Source organism: Amycolatopsis sp. 195334CR, assembly GCF_017309385.1.
Lineage (GTDB): Bacteria > Actinomycetota > Actinomycetes > Mycobacteriales > Pseudonocardiaceae > Amycolatopsis.
Map to the genome: position 1 here is coordinate 2451752 of NZ_JAFJMJ010000002.1, position 15359 is coordinate 2467110.

The window sequence follows — 15359 nt, forward strand, 5'->3', positions numbered from 1 at the left end:
ATAGGGCTATCACATGGAGGAAACACATGGTCGAGGGCAAGGTCGTGGCGATCACCGGCGCGAGTGCCGGCATCGGTGAAGCGACCGCGGAACTGCTGGCCGAACGCGGCGCGAAGGTCGTGCTCGGCGCGCGGCGGCCGGATCGCCTGGAAGCACTGGCCGCGCGCATCGCCGCCGCCGGGGGTGACGTGGCGTGGCTGGTCACCGACGTCCGGTCCCGCGCCGACGTCCAGGCGCTGGTCGACCTGGCGCGCACCCGCTTCGGACGGCTCGACGTGCTGGTCGGCAACGCCGGCATCATGCCGGTCTCGCCGCTGGACGAGCTGCGCGTGGACAACTGGGACGACATGATCGACGTCAACATCAAGGGCGTGCTGCACGGCATCGCCGCGGCACTGCCGGTGTTCCGCGCGCAGGGGTCCGGGCAGTTCGTGCACACCGCCTCGGTGTCGGGGCTGCGCACGGTGCCCGGGCAGGCGGTGTACTCCGGCACCAAGTTCGCGGTGCGGGCGATCTCGGAGGGGCTGCGCCAGGAAGCCGGGCCCGATCTGCGGGTGACCATCGTGTCCCCGGGCATCACGCACACCGATTTCGGGCGGACCATGGAAAGCCCGGAGCTGAAGGCGCGACTGGTGGAGCTGCGCGACCGGATCGCCATGCCGGCGCGGGCGGTCGCGCGGGCCATCGCCTACGCCATCGAGCAACCGGCCGACGTCGACGTGAACGAGGTGATCATCCGGCCGACCGCGCAGGCCTAGTCTCGATCAGCCAGCGCAGCTCGTCCTGCACGGTGGTGGCGTAGTCGCCGGCGGGCCGGTATCCGAGAGCGTGCGCGGCACCCATGTCCAGCACGATCGGCGGAACCCGATCCCACGGATGCCAGCCGAGCCCCGGCGGCGCGTCGTCGTCGAGCAGTTCCTCGCGCCAGCTGTGCCCGGCGGCCGCGGCGACGATCCGGGAAATCGCCAGCCCGTCGGGCGCGTCGGGGTCGGCGGCGTTGAGCACACGAGCCCCGGGCCGATCCGCGACGGTGGCCACCAGCGCCGCGATGTTCACCGTCGCCGACGGGTGGTCGATCCCGCGGCCGCGTCGGGCCAGCTGCACCACCGGCTGCCGCGCCAGGGCTTGTTCGAGGAAGTGCCACTCCAGCGGGTTGGCCGCCCCCTCGCCGTGCACTTTGGAGGGGCGCAGCACGGTGATCGGGAGGCCGCTGTCCAGCAGGGTTTGTTCGGCCGCGACCTTGTTGGGCCCGTAGCCTTCCGGGGAGTCGTAGGGCATCGACCCCGGCGGCACGGTCGGCTGGTGTTCGGTGATCGGCCCGTCGAACCTCGGTGGCTCGGTTGAGTTGACGTGGTGCCCCTGACCGTCGACGTAGACGGCCTTGCTCGACAGCATCACCGTCGAGGTCGCGTGGCGGGCCAGGGGCAGCAGGGCTTCCGCGTGCTTCGCGGTGAAACACGTGCAGTCGACCAGCAAGTCCACGCCGGTACCGAGCACGGGTTCCCGGCTGAACCCGGCGCCGGCGAGATCGCGCGGCATCCGAGCGGGGTCACGTCCGGTGACGTCGACCTGCCACCCGTCGGTGAGCAACCGCCGGGCCACCGCACGCCCGATGCCACCGGTACCACCGAGGATCAACGCCCGCCTCATCCGTCCCCCTGTTCGTTGCCGGTGGCCTGCCCTCCCACTGGTACACGAACTTCCTCGGCTGATCAGCAGGTGACCGGGCCCCGCAGGAACCTCGAGGTGCTTTCCGCCAGTTCCTCCGCCCGTCCCACCAACTCCTCGATCTCCGCCCACCGGCGCAGGTCGCGCTCGACGTCGGGCACCAGGCGGCTCGACGCCAGCAGCAGCAACACATCGATCTCGTACGCCAGATCGGCCAGGCGCAGGAACGGCAGATAGTCCTCTTCGGACCCGACGCCGTGCGCACGGGCCCAGGCGCACGCGGCGTGCCCGGTGGTCCGGCACACGAGGCGAAGGTGCTCGCGGATCTCCTCACCCCGCGAAGGGGCCGCACCACCGCGCATGTTCCAGGCCACGGACAGCAGGCAGCGACCGGCATCCTCCATCGACGTGTTCATCACCGCCGCAGTGTCCGGGACCAGCCGCCCGGCCCGCGGACCGACACACCTCAACACCGGATCGAGCGACCACGACTGGAGTGACGCGTTCACCCGGTCGAACGACCAGACGCGCCGTAACACCCCTCCGCGGCCCGCGACTCATGCGGTATGCCGATGACCAACCTGGCCACTCTGGCCCCGCCGAGCTGGGCCATCCCCGTCCAGCCCCGCCCGGCCGCGGTCGAGCAGCACCGCATCCGCATCCGGACGCAGTGGTGGCACGACGCGATCACCACCCGCGGCCTGCCCGGCAAACCACCCGACGGCGCCGACCTGACCCGCGCCCAGGTCTGGTCGGCGGCCGACGAGGACGTGTTCACCCTGCTGTGGCGGGCGCTCGCCTGGGGTTCGGGCAGCTACCTGCGCGACAACGCCCGCCGCCTCGACGGTGTCCGCGCTGACCTCGCCCACGCCGAGAAGGTCCTCGGCGCCGCCGCGGAAACCGCCCGCCACGACCCCGGCGCCGCTTACGGCTTGCTGAGACCGGGCCCGTACAACGCCATTCGCAGCCTGGGACCCGCGTTCTTCACCAAGTTCCTGTACTTCGCCGGCGGTGGCGCACCCGATCACCCGTGCCTGATCCTCGATCGGGTCGTCGCCACCGCGTTGCGTGACCACGCGGGCTGGACTTCCCTGTACTGCACCCGGCCGTGGCCCGCGCAGACCTACCAGCGCTACTGCGACCTGCTCGCCCGCTGGGGCCGCCAGCACCACCGCGCCGCCGACGAGTTCGAACGCGCCCTGTTCGCCGGACCGCTTCCCCGGGCATGATGTCGGGGTGGCCTTCGATCCCTGACTGCGGCTCGAAGTCCGGGACACCGTGGCGTCGGTGAGCGACTGGCGCCGCCGATATGGTCCGGACTTCCTCACCACCGCGCTCGCCGACCGCGCCGTGTGGTGGTCTTGGAAGCGTTGCGAGCGCGGTTGGTCCTTCGAAATCGCCTTCCGCACCGACGCCATCCGCGACGAGTTCACCGGTCAGCCCGCGGTGAGGGCGGCGCTGGAGGCCGCGCGAGCGATGGGCGCCACCGTCACGGGACGTCAGGCGGCGGTCCAGCGTTTGCACGCCCCGGAGGAGAAGTACCAGTCGAGGACCTTCCGCGTCTTCGGCCCGTAGATACCGTCCGCGGGAAGCCCGTTGAGGGCCTGGATCCAGGCGATCACGTTGCGGGTCTTTTCCCCGTAGACTCCGTCCACCCCGCCGGTGTCCGCGCCGCTGCACTTGTTCAGCGAGAATTGGAGGTAGTAAACGGCATTGCCCTGATTGCCGTACGCGAGAAGGCAGTCGAGGGAATTGCCGTAGGCGGGCAATGTCGCCTTGGCGCTGCCCAGGAAGCGGTTGGCCGTCCCGGTGCAGGTGGCCGCCGCCGCTTCGGTCGCGACGGCGGGAATCGCGGCGGGCACCACCGCGGCACCGGCGGCCAAGGCCACCACGACAGCCGATCTTCTCAGTTTTCCTGATTCCATCGAAGTGCTCCTTTCCCGGCAAAGGAACCATTTTCCGGGTTCGGAAATTAGCAGGCCGTCAATTGATCGGTACCGCCATTTGCCCGGGCCCGGCGGGACGCGCCGATCGGTGCGATCCTGGGATCATGACCGAGGCCACCGCCGACCGGCTGCGCGCCGCCATCCTCACCCTGGCTCGCGCGCGGGGCGCGGACAGCAGCATCTGCCCGTCCGAGGCGGCCAGGGCGGTCGCCGACGACTGGCGCCCGCTGCTCCCGCAGGCCAGGGACGTGGCTCGCCAACTGGCGCGCGCCGGCGAAGTGCAGCTCACCCAACGCGGCCAGGTCCTCGATCCGGACGGTGACTGGCGGGGACCGATCAGGATCCGGCGCGCCCGTGGCTGAGCGCTACATCGTGATCAACGGCCGACGCTGGCGGGCCACCGATCCCGAGATCCCCGAGGAGGTGGCGGCCGAGCTGCGCAGCCTGCTGATGCGAGCCCGCCGCGATGTCGGCGCGGCCCGGCGCAACCAGGACCCCACAGCCGAACGGGATGCCCGCGCCCGCGTGCACACCGCGAAGGTCGCGCTGGGTGAACGTGGAACCCCTTGGTGGGAACAGGATTCCGCCGAGCGACGACAACGCTGGCAGGACGGCCTCGACGCGCTGCGCTGACTCACCGGAGGGTGAACTGACTAACCGGCCTGAGGATGAGCGGGCTCACCGGGCCGCGAAGAGACCGCCGAGGCTGGGCCGACTCACCGGGCCGCGATGAGGCCGCCGAGGCCACTCGCCTGAGTGCGCCAGTCGAGCTGGTTCGGGCTCGTGCCTGCCCAGCGTTGCCCGATCCGGTTGAGCGCATCCCGGTCACGCGACCAGATCGAGTCCCCCTGGTGCGTGGCGAACTCGCCGTAACCACCGGTGACGCCGTCCAGATCGGCGAGGTACCGGCTGAACACGCCCTTGAACTGCTTCTGGTTGTCATCACAGGCGTTCATACCGACATCACACGACTCGGTCAGCACCCCGTCGCGGGTCAGGCCGGTGACCCCCGCGTCGGCGAGTCGCCTGGCCGTGTCGAGCAGAACACCGTCGCCGGTGGCGCGCCAAGCTTCGAGCAGACCGCCGACGGCCAGCCCCTGGTTGTACGTCCAGACCGTCTGGCCGTTGTTGCGGCAGTCCCCGGTCAGACCGTCGTTGACCAGGTTGGCACTGTTGATCAGCCCGCTGCCCAGGTACCACGTCGCGGCGGCGCGGGTGCGGTCCAGCCACACCGTGTCCCCCGGCGTCCGGTTGTGCACGGCCGCGGCGAGCCGCAGGTACAACCCGGCGGTCACGGCGTTCTTGTACGTCCGCTCCCGATCCCACCACACCCCACCACCGCAACTGCCCGTGTCCCAGTACCCGTGCACGTACTCGGCGATGGTGGTGGCCATCCGCAGGTAGCGCGCGTCGCCGGTGCGGTCGTGGGCGGCGATCCACGCCAGACCCCACCACGCCGAATCGTCGATCGCGCGGCTGACGAAGTCGCCCTCGATCGGGTCGCTGCTGCGCACCCCGGCGGGGAAGACGCCCCGGTTCTGCTCGAAGGTCCGGGCGATCACCCAGTCGTACCGCGGGTCGCCGTGCTCGATCAGCGTGGTCAGCGTCGCCGCGGTGTTCCACCAGCTGCTCGGCCACCAGCCCGGGTGCGGGTCGTAGGCGTGCATCAGCGCGTCGGCCGCCGCGCCGGCCCGGTCGTGTGCGGGGCGTGCCCACGCCGTGCAGCTCCCGTTCTGCCCGGTCGACGCCCGACCGCACGCGCGCACCGCACCCCCGTAGAGGCGGGCGCGCGGATCGACCGTGGCGAACAACGCGGTCCTGGCGCCGGTGACCCGTCCCAGCGACGACCCGTCCGGCCAGCTGGCACCTTCGTTCCACGAACGGTCGAGCCACACCTCGTCACCGGGACCGCCCGCCTCGATGCTCGCCCACGCCATCCCCCGGCGATCGGTGTGCAGCCGGATCGTGCGCCCGGACAACGTCGCCGCGGGCACCGGCTGTAAGTCGCCGTCGGCCTGCCCGGCGTCGGTGCCGTCGCACAGCGCGTCGCACACCTTCGGGTACACCCACTGCGTGCAGCCGACCCCGGCGGCGTCCCCGCACGCCCGGACCAGGCCGCGCCGATGCCCACGCGGATCCGAGATGTTGTACATGAGCGTGCGCGTGCCGGTCCACGTGGCCGGGATGCTCGCTTTGCCGAGCAACCCCTCCCAGGTGCGGCCGCCGTCCCACGAGCGGTCCAGCCACACCGCGTCGCCCTGGACACCGTCGTCGATGCTGCCCCACGCCATACCGTCCACATCGGACACGTGGAGCACCAGCCTGCGGCCGTTGAGGTTGTGCTCCGGTACCGGGAAGACCTCCTGCCCGGCCTTGGCCGGGTCCAGGGTGTCGCAGGCCAGGAAGCACACGGGCTCGGCGGCGACCGCCCGCGACGGCACGCTGAGCAGGCCGCCCAGCAGCAGGGCGGCCACGGCCAGGGATCTCGCGGACGGGTCCACCTCAACCCACCGACCGGTAGGCCTGGCCGCTGGCGTTCGCCGTGGCGCCGTCGTACAGGCCGGTGGGCGCGGTGGCGGTGGACAGGGTGAACCACGAATAGCGCTCGACGAACGGCAGACCCTGAAGCATGGCGGCCGAGTTCTTCACGAAGGCGACCTGCTGGTCCTGGCTCGGATAGCGCGGAGTGCCCTGGGTGAAGTCGATGAGGGCGTACTCGGTGAGCCAGATCGGCTTGCCGTAGCGGTTGTGCACGGCCTGCAGGTAGCCGCGGAGGTGATCGACGGCCGCCGCCGAGAAGTCGCTGCCGTACCAGTGCAACGGGATGAAGTCGACCCGGAGCCCGCGCGCGGCCGCGCCGCTGAGGAACCGGTCGAGCCAGCCGCCCGCCTGATCCCCGCCGAAGGCCACCGCGGGCGCGCCGAGCCGCATGCCCGTGCCCTGGAGCTGCGGCCACAGGTCGAGCGCGCGCTCGACGGTCAGGTTGGCCTGCCCGGCCATGTCGGGCTCGTTGAACCCCAGCAGCGTGGTGCCCAGCGACTTCGCCTTCGCCAGGTGCTCGGGGGTGACCGCGCCGGAACCCCAGATCATCGGCACGAACTCGGTCCCGTCCGGTTTGGTGACGCCCTGGAGATCGGCGGCCCAGTTGTAGAACCAGCCCGCGCGCACGTCCCGGAGCGCTTGGTCCACGCCGGGAACGGTGTTGACCGTGACGCCCTTCTTGCTCGCGGCCACCGCGCCGGCGGGCGGGCACGCCAGCACCACGAGCAGCAGCGCCAGTGCGGCGGTAGCCGCTCTTCGGGTGAATGACTTCACGGCAATTCCTCCCGGTTCCGGGTAATCGTCGGGCGCTGCCGACGAAGTGGTCAACCGGGCGGTGAAGACCTGTCCGGTTTTCTGTCGCGTCAGCAATTGACGGTGCGCCCCATAATCGGGAGGCGACTCCGGGAGGCAGAATGCGCAAGATCGCGTACGCGGTACTGGCATTGTTGATCATCGCGACCGGGACACCCGGCGTGGCCGCGGCCGCCGACCACACCGTCACCTTCGTCAACCGGTCCGGTCAGCCGATCTGGATCGGCAGCGCGGTGAACGCGGACGGCTCGCGCAACCTCACCGGACTCCCCCAGTTGCAGGACAGCCAGCAGGCCACGGTCACCATTCCCGAATCCGGCACCCCCGCTTATTGGCGAGGCAAGTTCTTCGCCCGCCAGAACTGCGGTGGCACGCCGGGCAGCACGTTCCACTGCGAAATCGGCGACTGCGGCAATCTCGCCGACCGCTGCGTCACCGGTGAGCAACCGGCGAGCCTCGCCGAATTCAACTTCGACCGCAACGACCAGCTGGCGCCCTGGTACAACGTCAGCTACGTCAACGCGGTGTCGCTCTCGATCACCATCGAACCGAGGGACGCGCAGGTGCCACCCGGAGGCACCGAATGCGAAGCGGTCGGCTGCTCGGAACGACTGCTCGAGGTGTGCCCGCCGGAGAACCTGACCAGGGACAGCGGCGGCAAGCCGATCCTGTGCACGAATCCCAACCGGGACGCGAAAACCCCGTACAGCGACGCCGTCTCGAAGCGGTGCCCGAAGGCCTACGCCTGGTCCAAGCACGACACCGAACCGGGCAACCAGGTCATGCGGCAATGCCGCGAGTGCAGCGGTTTCACCGTCACGTTCCACCGCGGCATCTGAGACGCTTCAGGACGCGCGGGCGGGATCGGTGATCAGCAACGGGTTGCGCGCCGCCAGCTCCTCCAGCACCGCGGCGGTGCTCGATTCGAGCATCACCGCCTTCTCCTGCGCGGTGACGCCCACCGCCTGCAGCAAAACCACCTTGCCGTGCGGTGTGTCGATGGTGCCGAGCTGGGGATCGACCGTCAGCGCGAACACGGTCAGCCCGGTGGCGGGTGCGTCGGGCACGTGCGGGTGCCCGGTGATCGGCTGGCCCAGATCGATGCGGTGCCCGGGTTCCAGGAGCACCTTGTTGGTGTTCACGTGCTTGGCCAGCTGGTTGAGCACCCCGAACGGCCAGCCGGGGGCCTGCACCTCGTCCGGCCGCCGGGCCGGGCGGAAGGTCAGCTCGAAGCCCCAGCCCGACCATTCCGGATCATCGTTCGGGCCGGGGTGGTACAGCTCGCTCAGCCCGTAGGTGACGTAGTGCCAGTGATCGGCGGCCGGATAGGCGGAACAGCCCTGGAGGTTGGCGCTGAACGCGGCAGGCGGCTGGTAGCCGACATGGTGCGGCGTGATGCCCTCGTACCAGGCGTTCAGTGCGAGATCGATGGCGTCCCAGCCGGGCGCTTCGTCCGTGTCGGTCACCGCGCAATCCTGCCACAGCCGCCAAATTCTGTTGCACGGTAACGGACAATGGATTCCATGGCGGTTCACCTGGCGTTCGGGCTGAGCGCCGGACCGGGGGTTTGCTGCTGGCTGCCCCCGTCCGGCGGTCGAGTCGTGCCCGAACTCGCCAGCGAGCGGACCGGTGCGCACCCGCCGGGCGCGCCGGTGGCGATCGGGCCCGCCGACGCCGGACCCGAGCTGGTGCGCCAGGCCGTCCAGCAGCTCGTCCTGCTGGTGCGCGACGGAACCGAGGTCGCGGCCGGGGCGGGCGTCGATCTCGGAAACGGCTTCACTTCAGCCCGGCTGGCCGGTGCCCACGGTGACCGCCGCGACGCCGTGCTGGCCGCTCTCAAGGTCCGCACGCAGGGGCTGGGCGACCGCGCGGGCACGCTGGTGGCGTTGTTCGGGCCCTCGGCGACCAAACGCGTCGGCGCGGCCGCGAGCGCCGCCATCGCCGAAGAGCGCTGGGCCGCGCTGCAACTGGCCTCGGCGGCATCGGACCTGCTCGGCCCCGAGCAACTGGAGCAGGTGCTCGCGCTCAGCGCCCCGGACGGCGTCGACCCGTTCCCGCGCGGCGCGGCGTCCACGCTGTCCGAGCACCTGTCCCTGGTGCTGGCGCGTTATCCCCGGCCGCGACGGCTGGCCCTGATCCTCAGCCTGTGGCACGACGTGTGCGCGCGGCTGGTCCACCGGCAGCGCGTGGACCGGCGCGCCGCGACGCAGGTTCGCCCCGACCGGATCGACAAGCTCCGCGAACGCCACCGCGAACACTTCAATGCCCCGCTGCTCCAGCAACTGCACTGGGCCACCGGCGACCAACCGGCACTGGCCGACGTGGCGCGCTGGCAACCGCCTCCACAGTGGACCGCACGGGAACTCACCTGGCTGCTGCGCGACGCCATCGCCGCGACCGCGTTGCTGCGGTTCGCCAAGACCATGTCCGACGAGGGGATCGCCGCCGCCGCGCGGAAGCACCGCGACGAACTCGTCGCCGCCGACAACTGTCTCACCGAGGCCGAGCGGACGACGGCGACGCGCCGGCCGGAGGGCGCCTACCCCCACCCCGCGCGCCCGGGCCGATACGTCCACGACCTGATCAAACCGCTGCGCCCGGACCGGACGATCACCGCGAAAACCGAGGCCTACGTCCAGGAACGGGTCGCCATGGCGCGCAACTACGGCGTGGTCGTCCTGGACGCGGTGCAGGAGCTGACCGGGAGGCTGACCGAGCGCCCGCTGCACAACTGCTGGGACACCTGCAAGCCGTGGCGCTCGCGCGACCTGCGCAAGTGGCGGGCGGTGGTGGGGTTCACCCGGGCACCGGAAAGCTGGGAGCAGCCGCCACTGGCCGACGCGCATCCGGACGGTCCCACCGCCCCGCTGGCCGAACGCCTGGCCGGCACGGACGCGGTCGAGGCGGAAGCACCGCACGACCTGCTCTGGCTCGCCGACCTCGCCGACGCACTGGCCCCCTTCTACGGCAGCGAGTCCGCCACCGTCCGGCACGAACGGCTCTCGCCCGACCTCGACTACCGGACACCGAGCCCCGCCCGGCCCGAGGCGCGGGCCCTGTCGCTGGCCGCGGCCGGGGTCGCCCAGCTGGTCGCGTTCGGCGCGAACCCACCGCCGCGCTGCCGCACCTGGACGGAGCTGGCGGAGGCGGTCAGCGCCGACGCGGCGGTCACCGAGGCGAGCGTCGGCGCGTTCCCGATCCCGCCTGAGATGTCCTCTGTGGACAAACAAGTGGTGCCGGGCACCGAGCTGGTCGTGGAACTGGGCCGCGAGCCGCGGCAGCTGGCGACCTGGTCCGGTTACATGGGCAACTGCATCGGCGAGTCGTGGTACGCCGACCAGGCCCGGCGCGGCTACTGCGTGCTGATGGCGCTGCGCGACCCGGACAGCGGGCGGATCGTGGCCAACCTCGACGTCCGGCGGCACACCGGCGGCTGGCAGGTCTACGAACTGCGCGCGCGGTTCAACGACAACCTCGATCCGGCGCTGGAAAGCCGGATCAACCGGTGGGTGGGCGACTTCCCCGGCCCGGTGCCGCCCGCACCCGAGCCCGTGCTGCCCATTCCGCCGCCCCGGTCCCGTCGCGAGTCGCGCCCCGCGACGGGCCGGATGCCCAGTCCGGCGCTGATCGCGGCCGTGGAGCGGGAACTGGCCAGCGCACGGGCGGTCGCGGCACGGCAGCTGTACGCCGAGCTCGCCCGCGGCCTCGGCACACCGACCCGTCCCGCCGACTTCGAACCCGACGCGGCGGTGATCGCCCTGAACCGCCTCGGCCCGGCCCAGATCGCCGAACTCCTGCAGACGACCCTGGACACCGGCCTCGGCTCGACCCGGCACGCCGAACCCCAGCGGACCAATACCGTCAGCTCGGCCCGGCACGCCGACCTCCGGCGGATCGCCCTCAACCCCGGCGTTGGCTCGGCCCGGCAAACCGACCTCGGGCTCACCACCGTCGCCCTGTGGCGGGCGACGCGCGTCCGGCCGCTCACCACCGCGGTGAACCGCCTCGGCCTCACCGGCCTCGACGCGCTGACCATCGCCGAGCCGCTCCCCCGTGCCCTGCGCGCCCTCGTGCGCCACCCGGCCATCGCGCCCGCTCACGCGATGGACGTGGCCGCCAGGGCGATCCGGCTGGCCATGGGCGAACCGGCCCTCGCCGGCGCGTTGACCCGGTCGGTGGCCCGCAGACCGTCCCCCGAACTGGTCTGCACGCTGGTCGTCGCCACCACCTGCAAGTCCACAGTGGACGACACGGTCCGGCTGACCGCCCCCGGTACCACCGCCGTGCCCGGCTTCCCCGCCACCGACCTGCTCGACGAACACGGCCCGTGGCAGCTCGCCCTGACCCCGGCCGCGGACCTCGGCGCGCCGGTGGACCTGTTCGGCCGTCGCATCGACGAGCACGGCCTCCTCGTGCCCGCCACCCTCCTCGGCAGCGGCGGCTGGCCCGCCCTGTGGAGCCGCGCCCACCGGTGACGACCCAGCGGCTGCTCGACGAGAACGATCGGTGGCGACGCCGTCCGGCCACGGTGGAGTGGTGTGGCTGGCGGCGTTGAGCCTGGACCGCCAGGTGCTGGCCGCCGGCAGCGCGGACCACTCCGCCCGGCTCCGGGAGCCCGACCCGGCCCGCGCCGCGTCGGGCCTCTGCGCCACCGCCCTGCCCCCGATCAGCCGGGAGGACTGGGCGAGGTTCCTGCCCGAGGGCGAGGTTCCTGCCCGAGCACGCCTACCGGCCGCCGTGCCCCGGGTGAATTCGTGCCGGCCGAGGTCGTTTTCGGGAGATGATGCAGGGATGGACCTGCTCGAGGACGCCGCTCCGGCGGCGGGGGTCGCGCTGACCGCGCGAGAACTCGGCGCGGAGCTTTCGCGCCGGGTGCGGGTGCTCGTGCCGCACGACGGGTACGTCATCGTCGTGCTGGATCCGGTGACCGGCGCCGGGTGCCTGGTCGACCGGCACAACTGGTACAGCCCCGAGCTGCGCCACCGGCTGGAGCTGCAGATGTTCCACGACGGCTCGCCCTACCTGACCGGGCGGCTGTTCACCGGGCTGGAGCCGATCGAGCTGGCGGGATCCGAGTTCTTCGAGGAGCCGCGGTACGCGCATCTGCACGACCAGATGCGCGAGGAGGGGTATGGCCAGGAACTGCGCATCGCCCTGCGGCACCGCGGTGTCGCCGTGGGGTGGGTGGCCCTCTCACGGCAACGCGGGAGCAGGCCGTTCTCCGACCACGACGTCGCCCGCGCGGAACGCCTCGCCACGCCGCTCACGGAGGCCTTGCGCCGGTTCTTCTCCGCCAAGCCCCTGCGCCCGGGGCGGTGCCCGCTGCCGCCGGGCATCGTGATCGTCGATCAGCACCACCAGGTCGTCGATGCCACGCCCGCCGGGCGTGCCTGGCTGAGCACGTCCGCCGACTCCACCCGGCCGCCCGGTGCGCAACTCCCCCATGACCTGCTCAACATCACCCTGCTCGCGCGGCGGCCGGGGACGCGGGCGGTGAGCCGGGTGCCCATGCCGCACGGCTGGCTGTCCCTGCGCGCGGAACCGCTGGGAGCCGGGAACGTGGTGGTGACCCTGCAGGCCGCGCCCACCGAATTGCTGCTGCCCGCGCTGTACTTCTGGTACGGCATCACCCCGGGCGAGCGGTCGGTGCTCGAACAGGCGTTGCACGGACTCCCGGCCAAGCAGATCGCGAACCGGCTCGGCCTGTCGCCGCACACCGTCCACGACCACTTCAAGGCGATCTACCGGAAGACCGGTGTGGCCGGGAAGGACGAGTTGCTGGCGGGATTGGCCGCACCCGCCGTCGGCTGACGCGCCGGCGAAACACCCGCTGTGCTTGGCTTTCCGCAACGCCGAGAGGGGCGGACGTGGACTGTGACAGCTGCTTCGCGCCCGAGCGCACTCCTCAGGCCGTGGCGGGTGGTGGTGTGCGGCCCTTCAGCACGGCGGCCAGTTCGGCGCGGGCGTTCCTGGTTTCGTCCGCGGCGGCGAGTTCGGTGGCGACGTCGAACAGGGCGGCGTAGTCGCGGGCGATGGTGCGTTCGTGTTCGCTGAGCCGGGCCGCCTGTTCGGCGCGGGACTGGTCCAGTTCGGTGAGGCGGCCGAGTGCCGCGGTGTGTTCGGCGCGCAGGTGTTCGACCTCGTCGCGGTGGCGCTGGATCAGGTGCTCGGCCTCGTCTCGGAGGCGCTGGGCGTCGTCGCGGTGGCTCTGGATCTCTTCGCGTTGGCGCTGGATCTCGTCGCGGTGGCTCTGGGCCAGGTGTTCGCGGTCGGCGGTGTGGCGGCGTTCAGCCTCGGCGAGGTCGCGGGCGTGCGACTGCTGGTGCTCGGTGAGCTGGTCGCGGTGGCGCAGTTCGAGGTCGTGGACCTGCTGGAGGTGGGCGGCGCGGTCGGCGTCGCGGGCGCGGAGGAGTTCGGCCTGGGCCTCGGCGAGGGTTTCGTGCTGGGCTTGGAGCTGCTGGTGGCGACTCTCAAGGTCGCTGTGCTGCTGACGAAGTTCACCGTGCTCGTGGCGGAGTTCGCTGTGCTGCTGGCGGAGGTCGGCGAGTTGCTCGGCCAGCCAGCGGGCGTCCCGCTCGGATTCGGCCTGGGCGACTTCCGCACGGTGCTGAGCCTCCCGCGACGCCTCCGCCTGGCGAGTCGCCGCCGCGGCCTCGGTTTCCGCGGCCGCACGAGCGTCCCGGTCGATGCGGGACTGGCGCTCAGCCCGCTCACGGGCGGCGATCGCGTCGGCCGTGGCCTCGGCCGCCTCCTGCTGCGCGGCGCGGGCCTCCGCAGTCGCCGCCTCGGCCGCGCCGATGCGGGCGACCGCGCTCTCGTTGATGGTGCTCAGCCGTTCCAGTAGCGCGGTGAGCTGCTGGGTAAGCGCCTCAGCGGCGGGGACGACGGTGGCGAGCGCGTCATCGCGGATCTGCTCCAACTCGACGATCGGCAGCTCCGGATCCACCGGGCGGCGTCGCATCGCCTGCGCCTGCTGCTGGTGCGCAGGCGTACAGAACTTCTGCCGGTTGGAGGCCGGGGTGAAGCGCCGGTCGCACCCGTCCAGCGCACATATCCGACTCCGCGACCCGTCTGTTGTGAGTTGCAAGCAAAATGACAATTCCTTTGCAAGTAAAGTGTCAACCTGCAGGTCAGAGCGCTAAGACGAGGGCAAATAAGCCCTCGGATAGTCCCGCCTAGAAGTCGAGTCGCCCAACCGTCGGCCGTATTTCGCGTGAAGTGTCAGTTCACACAGGGCCGGGAGCGACCACCCTGGCGCGGCAACTTTCGGTTGTTTTTGCACGGCAGCACACCTCAGCGCTTCCATTCGGCGGTGCGGAAGCCGCCAGTCTCGACAAGGCGCGCAGCCCTTCGGCCCGGTTGTGCAGCCGCATGCGCATCACCGTCCGAGCGCTGACCTGCCTGCCCGCAGCGGTCAACTCGGCTGCCTTCGCGGCGTCGCGCTGGCGGACCGCATGCTGCTGCGGGTCGTACCTCGGGCACGGCTGCGCCCGAGGCTCGGCGCCCGGTCAGCGCAAGCAACTCCTCATCCGGGGTTCACGGTGTAACGCGCCCAGCCGGCGCCGCGCCGCAACACCTTCCCCTGCCGTTGCGCTGTCCGAGTGAAGATCACGGGGTGGCGCATCCTGGTGGCGGTCCGGCGCACCCGTAGGGCGTGACAAATCTCGAGATCGACTTGGCGTACTTCAACTACGCCCACGGCGGCATCACCAACTCCTCCTCGCGCGGCGAGAATCCGCCCGGCGGCTTCGACTTCACCGGCCTGGTGCGGGTGATGCGGGAACGCTGGCCGCACGTGCTCGTCATGGGCGAAGGCGACTACTTCGAATTCTTCGGCGGGGCGGGAATGTGGGGCGCGGCCGAGGCCATGCGCGAGGCCGGCGGCCGCGCGTACGTGCCGCTGCCGGGCAGCCTGCCACGCGAGTGGGGACCGTACGCGCCGTGCCTCTTCGTCGACGCGCAGACCATGATCATTCACCGCTGGTTCGACCACCGGGCGCCGGACTTCGCCGCGCGCAACCGGAACCTGCTGATGGTGCGGCACGCGCGTGGGCAGGAGATCCTGCACCTGGCCACCGGCCACGGCGACCTCCATGACGAGCACTACCGCGCCGCGGACGCGAAGACCTACCGGTGGATGGCCTACGAGGGCGTGCTCGGCGCGGTACTCCTGGACATGAACGAACACCTCTCCGGCCCCCACCACGAACCCGGCGACCTCGACGACCCCGCCGTCTACGACCAGCCCGCCCACTACCTGCATCGCCTGCGCCACACCCCCGACGGGGTGCCGGAGCGCCCGTAACGGCGCACCACCCGGGCGATGGACTACCTGTGCGGAGCGTGGAACGAGACCGAGCACCGCCGCGAAGGCGGGATCGGGTTCGTGGA

Annotated in this window: 15 protein-coding genes; 8 read left to right on the forward strand and 7 right to left on the reverse strand. The window is 71.5% G+C overall.

The genetic code is table 11. From position 1 onward, the window contains the following. Positions 1-26: 26 nt before the first annotated feature. Positions 27-758 (forward strand): SDR family oxidoreductase, encoded by a 732-nt coding sequence (locus JYK18_RS34215; RefSeq protein WP_206807530.1) that lies wholly within the window; start codon positions 27-29, stop codon positions 756-758. On the opposite strand, the gene JYK18_RS34220 is transcribed toward JYK18_RS34215, so the two are convergent. Further along, the gene (locus JYK18_RS34220) at positions 733-1650 is read right to left on the reverse strand and encodes a sugar nucleotide-binding protein (RefSeq protein ID WP_206807531.1); all 918 of its coding nucleotides are present in this window, start codon (positions 1648-1650) and stop codon (positions 733-735) included. The two genes, JYK18_RS34215 and JYK18_RS34220, sit on opposite strands and share 26 nt — an antisense overlap. Before the next feature lie 62 nt (positions 1651-1712). Next, positions 1713-2084: a hypothetical protein gene (locus tag JYK18_RS34225; RefSeq protein WP_206808295.1), complete on the reverse strand. Its 372-nt coding sequence runs from the start codon at positions 2082-2084 to the stop codon at positions 1713-1715. Between the two features lie 156 nt (positions 2085-2240). Between JYK18_RS34225 and JYK18_RS34230 the strand changes: the two genes are divergently transcribed. Continuing rightward, complete coding sequence (locus JYK18_RS34230; protein ID WP_206807532.1) at positions 2241-2897, forward strand: hypothetical protein; 657 nt, start codon at positions 2241-2243, stop codon at positions 2895-2897. A 270-nt stretch (positions 2898-3167) separates the two neighbouring features. Here the strand turns inward: JYK18_RS34230 and JYK18_RS34235 are convergent, their stop codons facing one another. Then, entirely contained in the window at positions 3168-3593 is a 426-nt protein-coding gene (locus JYK18_RS34235) for a peptidoglycan-binding protein (RefSeq protein ID WP_206807533.1), read from the reverse strand. 125 nt (positions 3594-3718) lie between these two features. On the opposite strand from JYK18_RS34235, the gene JYK18_RS34240 reads away from it, so the two are divergent. Together JYK18_RS34240 and JYK18_RS34245 are read left to right on the forward strand one after the other, a co-directional pair. Further along, positions 3719-3976 (forward strand): DUF3253 domain-containing protein, encoded by a 258-nt coding sequence (locus JYK18_RS34240; RefSeq protein WP_206807534.1) that lies wholly within the window; start codon positions 3719-3721, stop codon positions 3974-3976. Beyond that, complete coding sequence (locus tag JYK18_RS34245; protein WP_242582380.1) at positions 3969-4247, forward strand: hypothetical protein; 279 nt, start codon at positions 3969-3971, stop codon at positions 4245-4247. The genes JYK18_RS34240 and JYK18_RS34245 overlap by 8 nt, the downstream gene beginning before the upstream one ends. An 83-nt stretch (positions 4248-4330) precedes the next feature. Here the strand turns inward: JYK18_RS34245 and JYK18_RS34250 are convergent, their stop codons facing one another. After that, positions 4331-6115 carry a glycoside hydrolase family 76 protein gene (locus tag JYK18_RS34250; RefSeq protein ID WP_307796184.1) on the reverse strand — a complete coding sequence of 595 codons (1785 nt, stop codon included), beginning with the start codon at positions 6113-6115 and terminating at the stop codon, positions 4331-4333. Between the two features lies 1 nt (position 6116). Continuing rightward, positions 6117-6929 (reverse strand): glycoside hydrolase family protein, encoded by an 813-nt coding sequence (locus JYK18_RS34255; RefSeq protein WP_307796185.1) that lies wholly within the window; start codon positions 6927-6929, stop codon positions 6117-6119. Between the two features lie 140 nt (positions 6930-7069). Here JYK18_RS34255 and JYK18_RS34260 point away from each other — a divergent pair, with 140 nt between their 5' ends. Then, on the forward strand, positions 7070-7807 hold the full coding sequence (locus JYK18_RS34260; protein WP_206807536.1) for a thaumatin family protein: 738 nt from the start codon (positions 7070-7072) through the stop codon (positions 7805-7807). 6 nt (positions 7808-7813) lie between these two features. Here the strand turns inward: JYK18_RS34260 and JYK18_RS34265 are convergent, their stop codons facing one another. Continuing rightward, entirely contained in the window at positions 7814-8434 is a 621-nt protein-coding gene (locus tag JYK18_RS34265) for a suppressor of fused domain protein (protein WP_206807537.1), read from the reverse strand. A gap of 57 nt (positions 8435-8491) precedes the next feature. Between JYK18_RS34265 and JYK18_RS34270 the strand changes: the two genes are divergently transcribed. Together JYK18_RS34270 and JYK18_RS34275 are read left to right on the forward strand one after the other, a co-directional pair. Next, positions 8492-11443 (forward strand): hypothetical protein, encoded by a 2952-nt coding sequence (locus tag JYK18_RS34270; protein WP_206807538.1) that lies wholly within the window; start codon positions 8492-8494, stop codon positions 11441-11443. A 316-nt stretch (positions 11444-11759) separates the two neighbouring features. After that, positions 11760-12779 carry a helix-turn-helix transcriptional regulator gene (locus JYK18_RS34275; protein WP_206807539.1) on the forward strand — a complete coding sequence of 340 codons (1020 nt, stop codon included), beginning with the start codon at positions 11760-11762 and terminating at the stop codon, positions 12777-12779. Positions 12780-12873: 94 nt separating this feature from the next. On the opposite strand, the gene JYK18_RS34280 is transcribed toward JYK18_RS34275, so the two are convergent. Beyond that, positions 12874-13929, reverse strand: a complete 1056-nt coding sequence (locus JYK18_RS34280; RefSeq protein WP_206807540.1) for a hypothetical protein — start codon at positions 13927-13929, stop codon at positions 12874-12876. A gap of 693 nt (positions 13930-14622) precedes the next feature. On the opposite strand from JYK18_RS34280, the gene JYK18_RS34285 reads away from it, so the two are divergent. Continuing rightward, positions 14623-15273: a hypothetical protein gene (locus tag JYK18_RS34285; protein WP_206807541.1), complete on the forward strand. Its 651-nt coding sequence runs from the start codon at positions 14623-14625 to the stop codon at positions 15271-15273. Positions 15274-15359 lie beyond the last annotated feature (86 nt).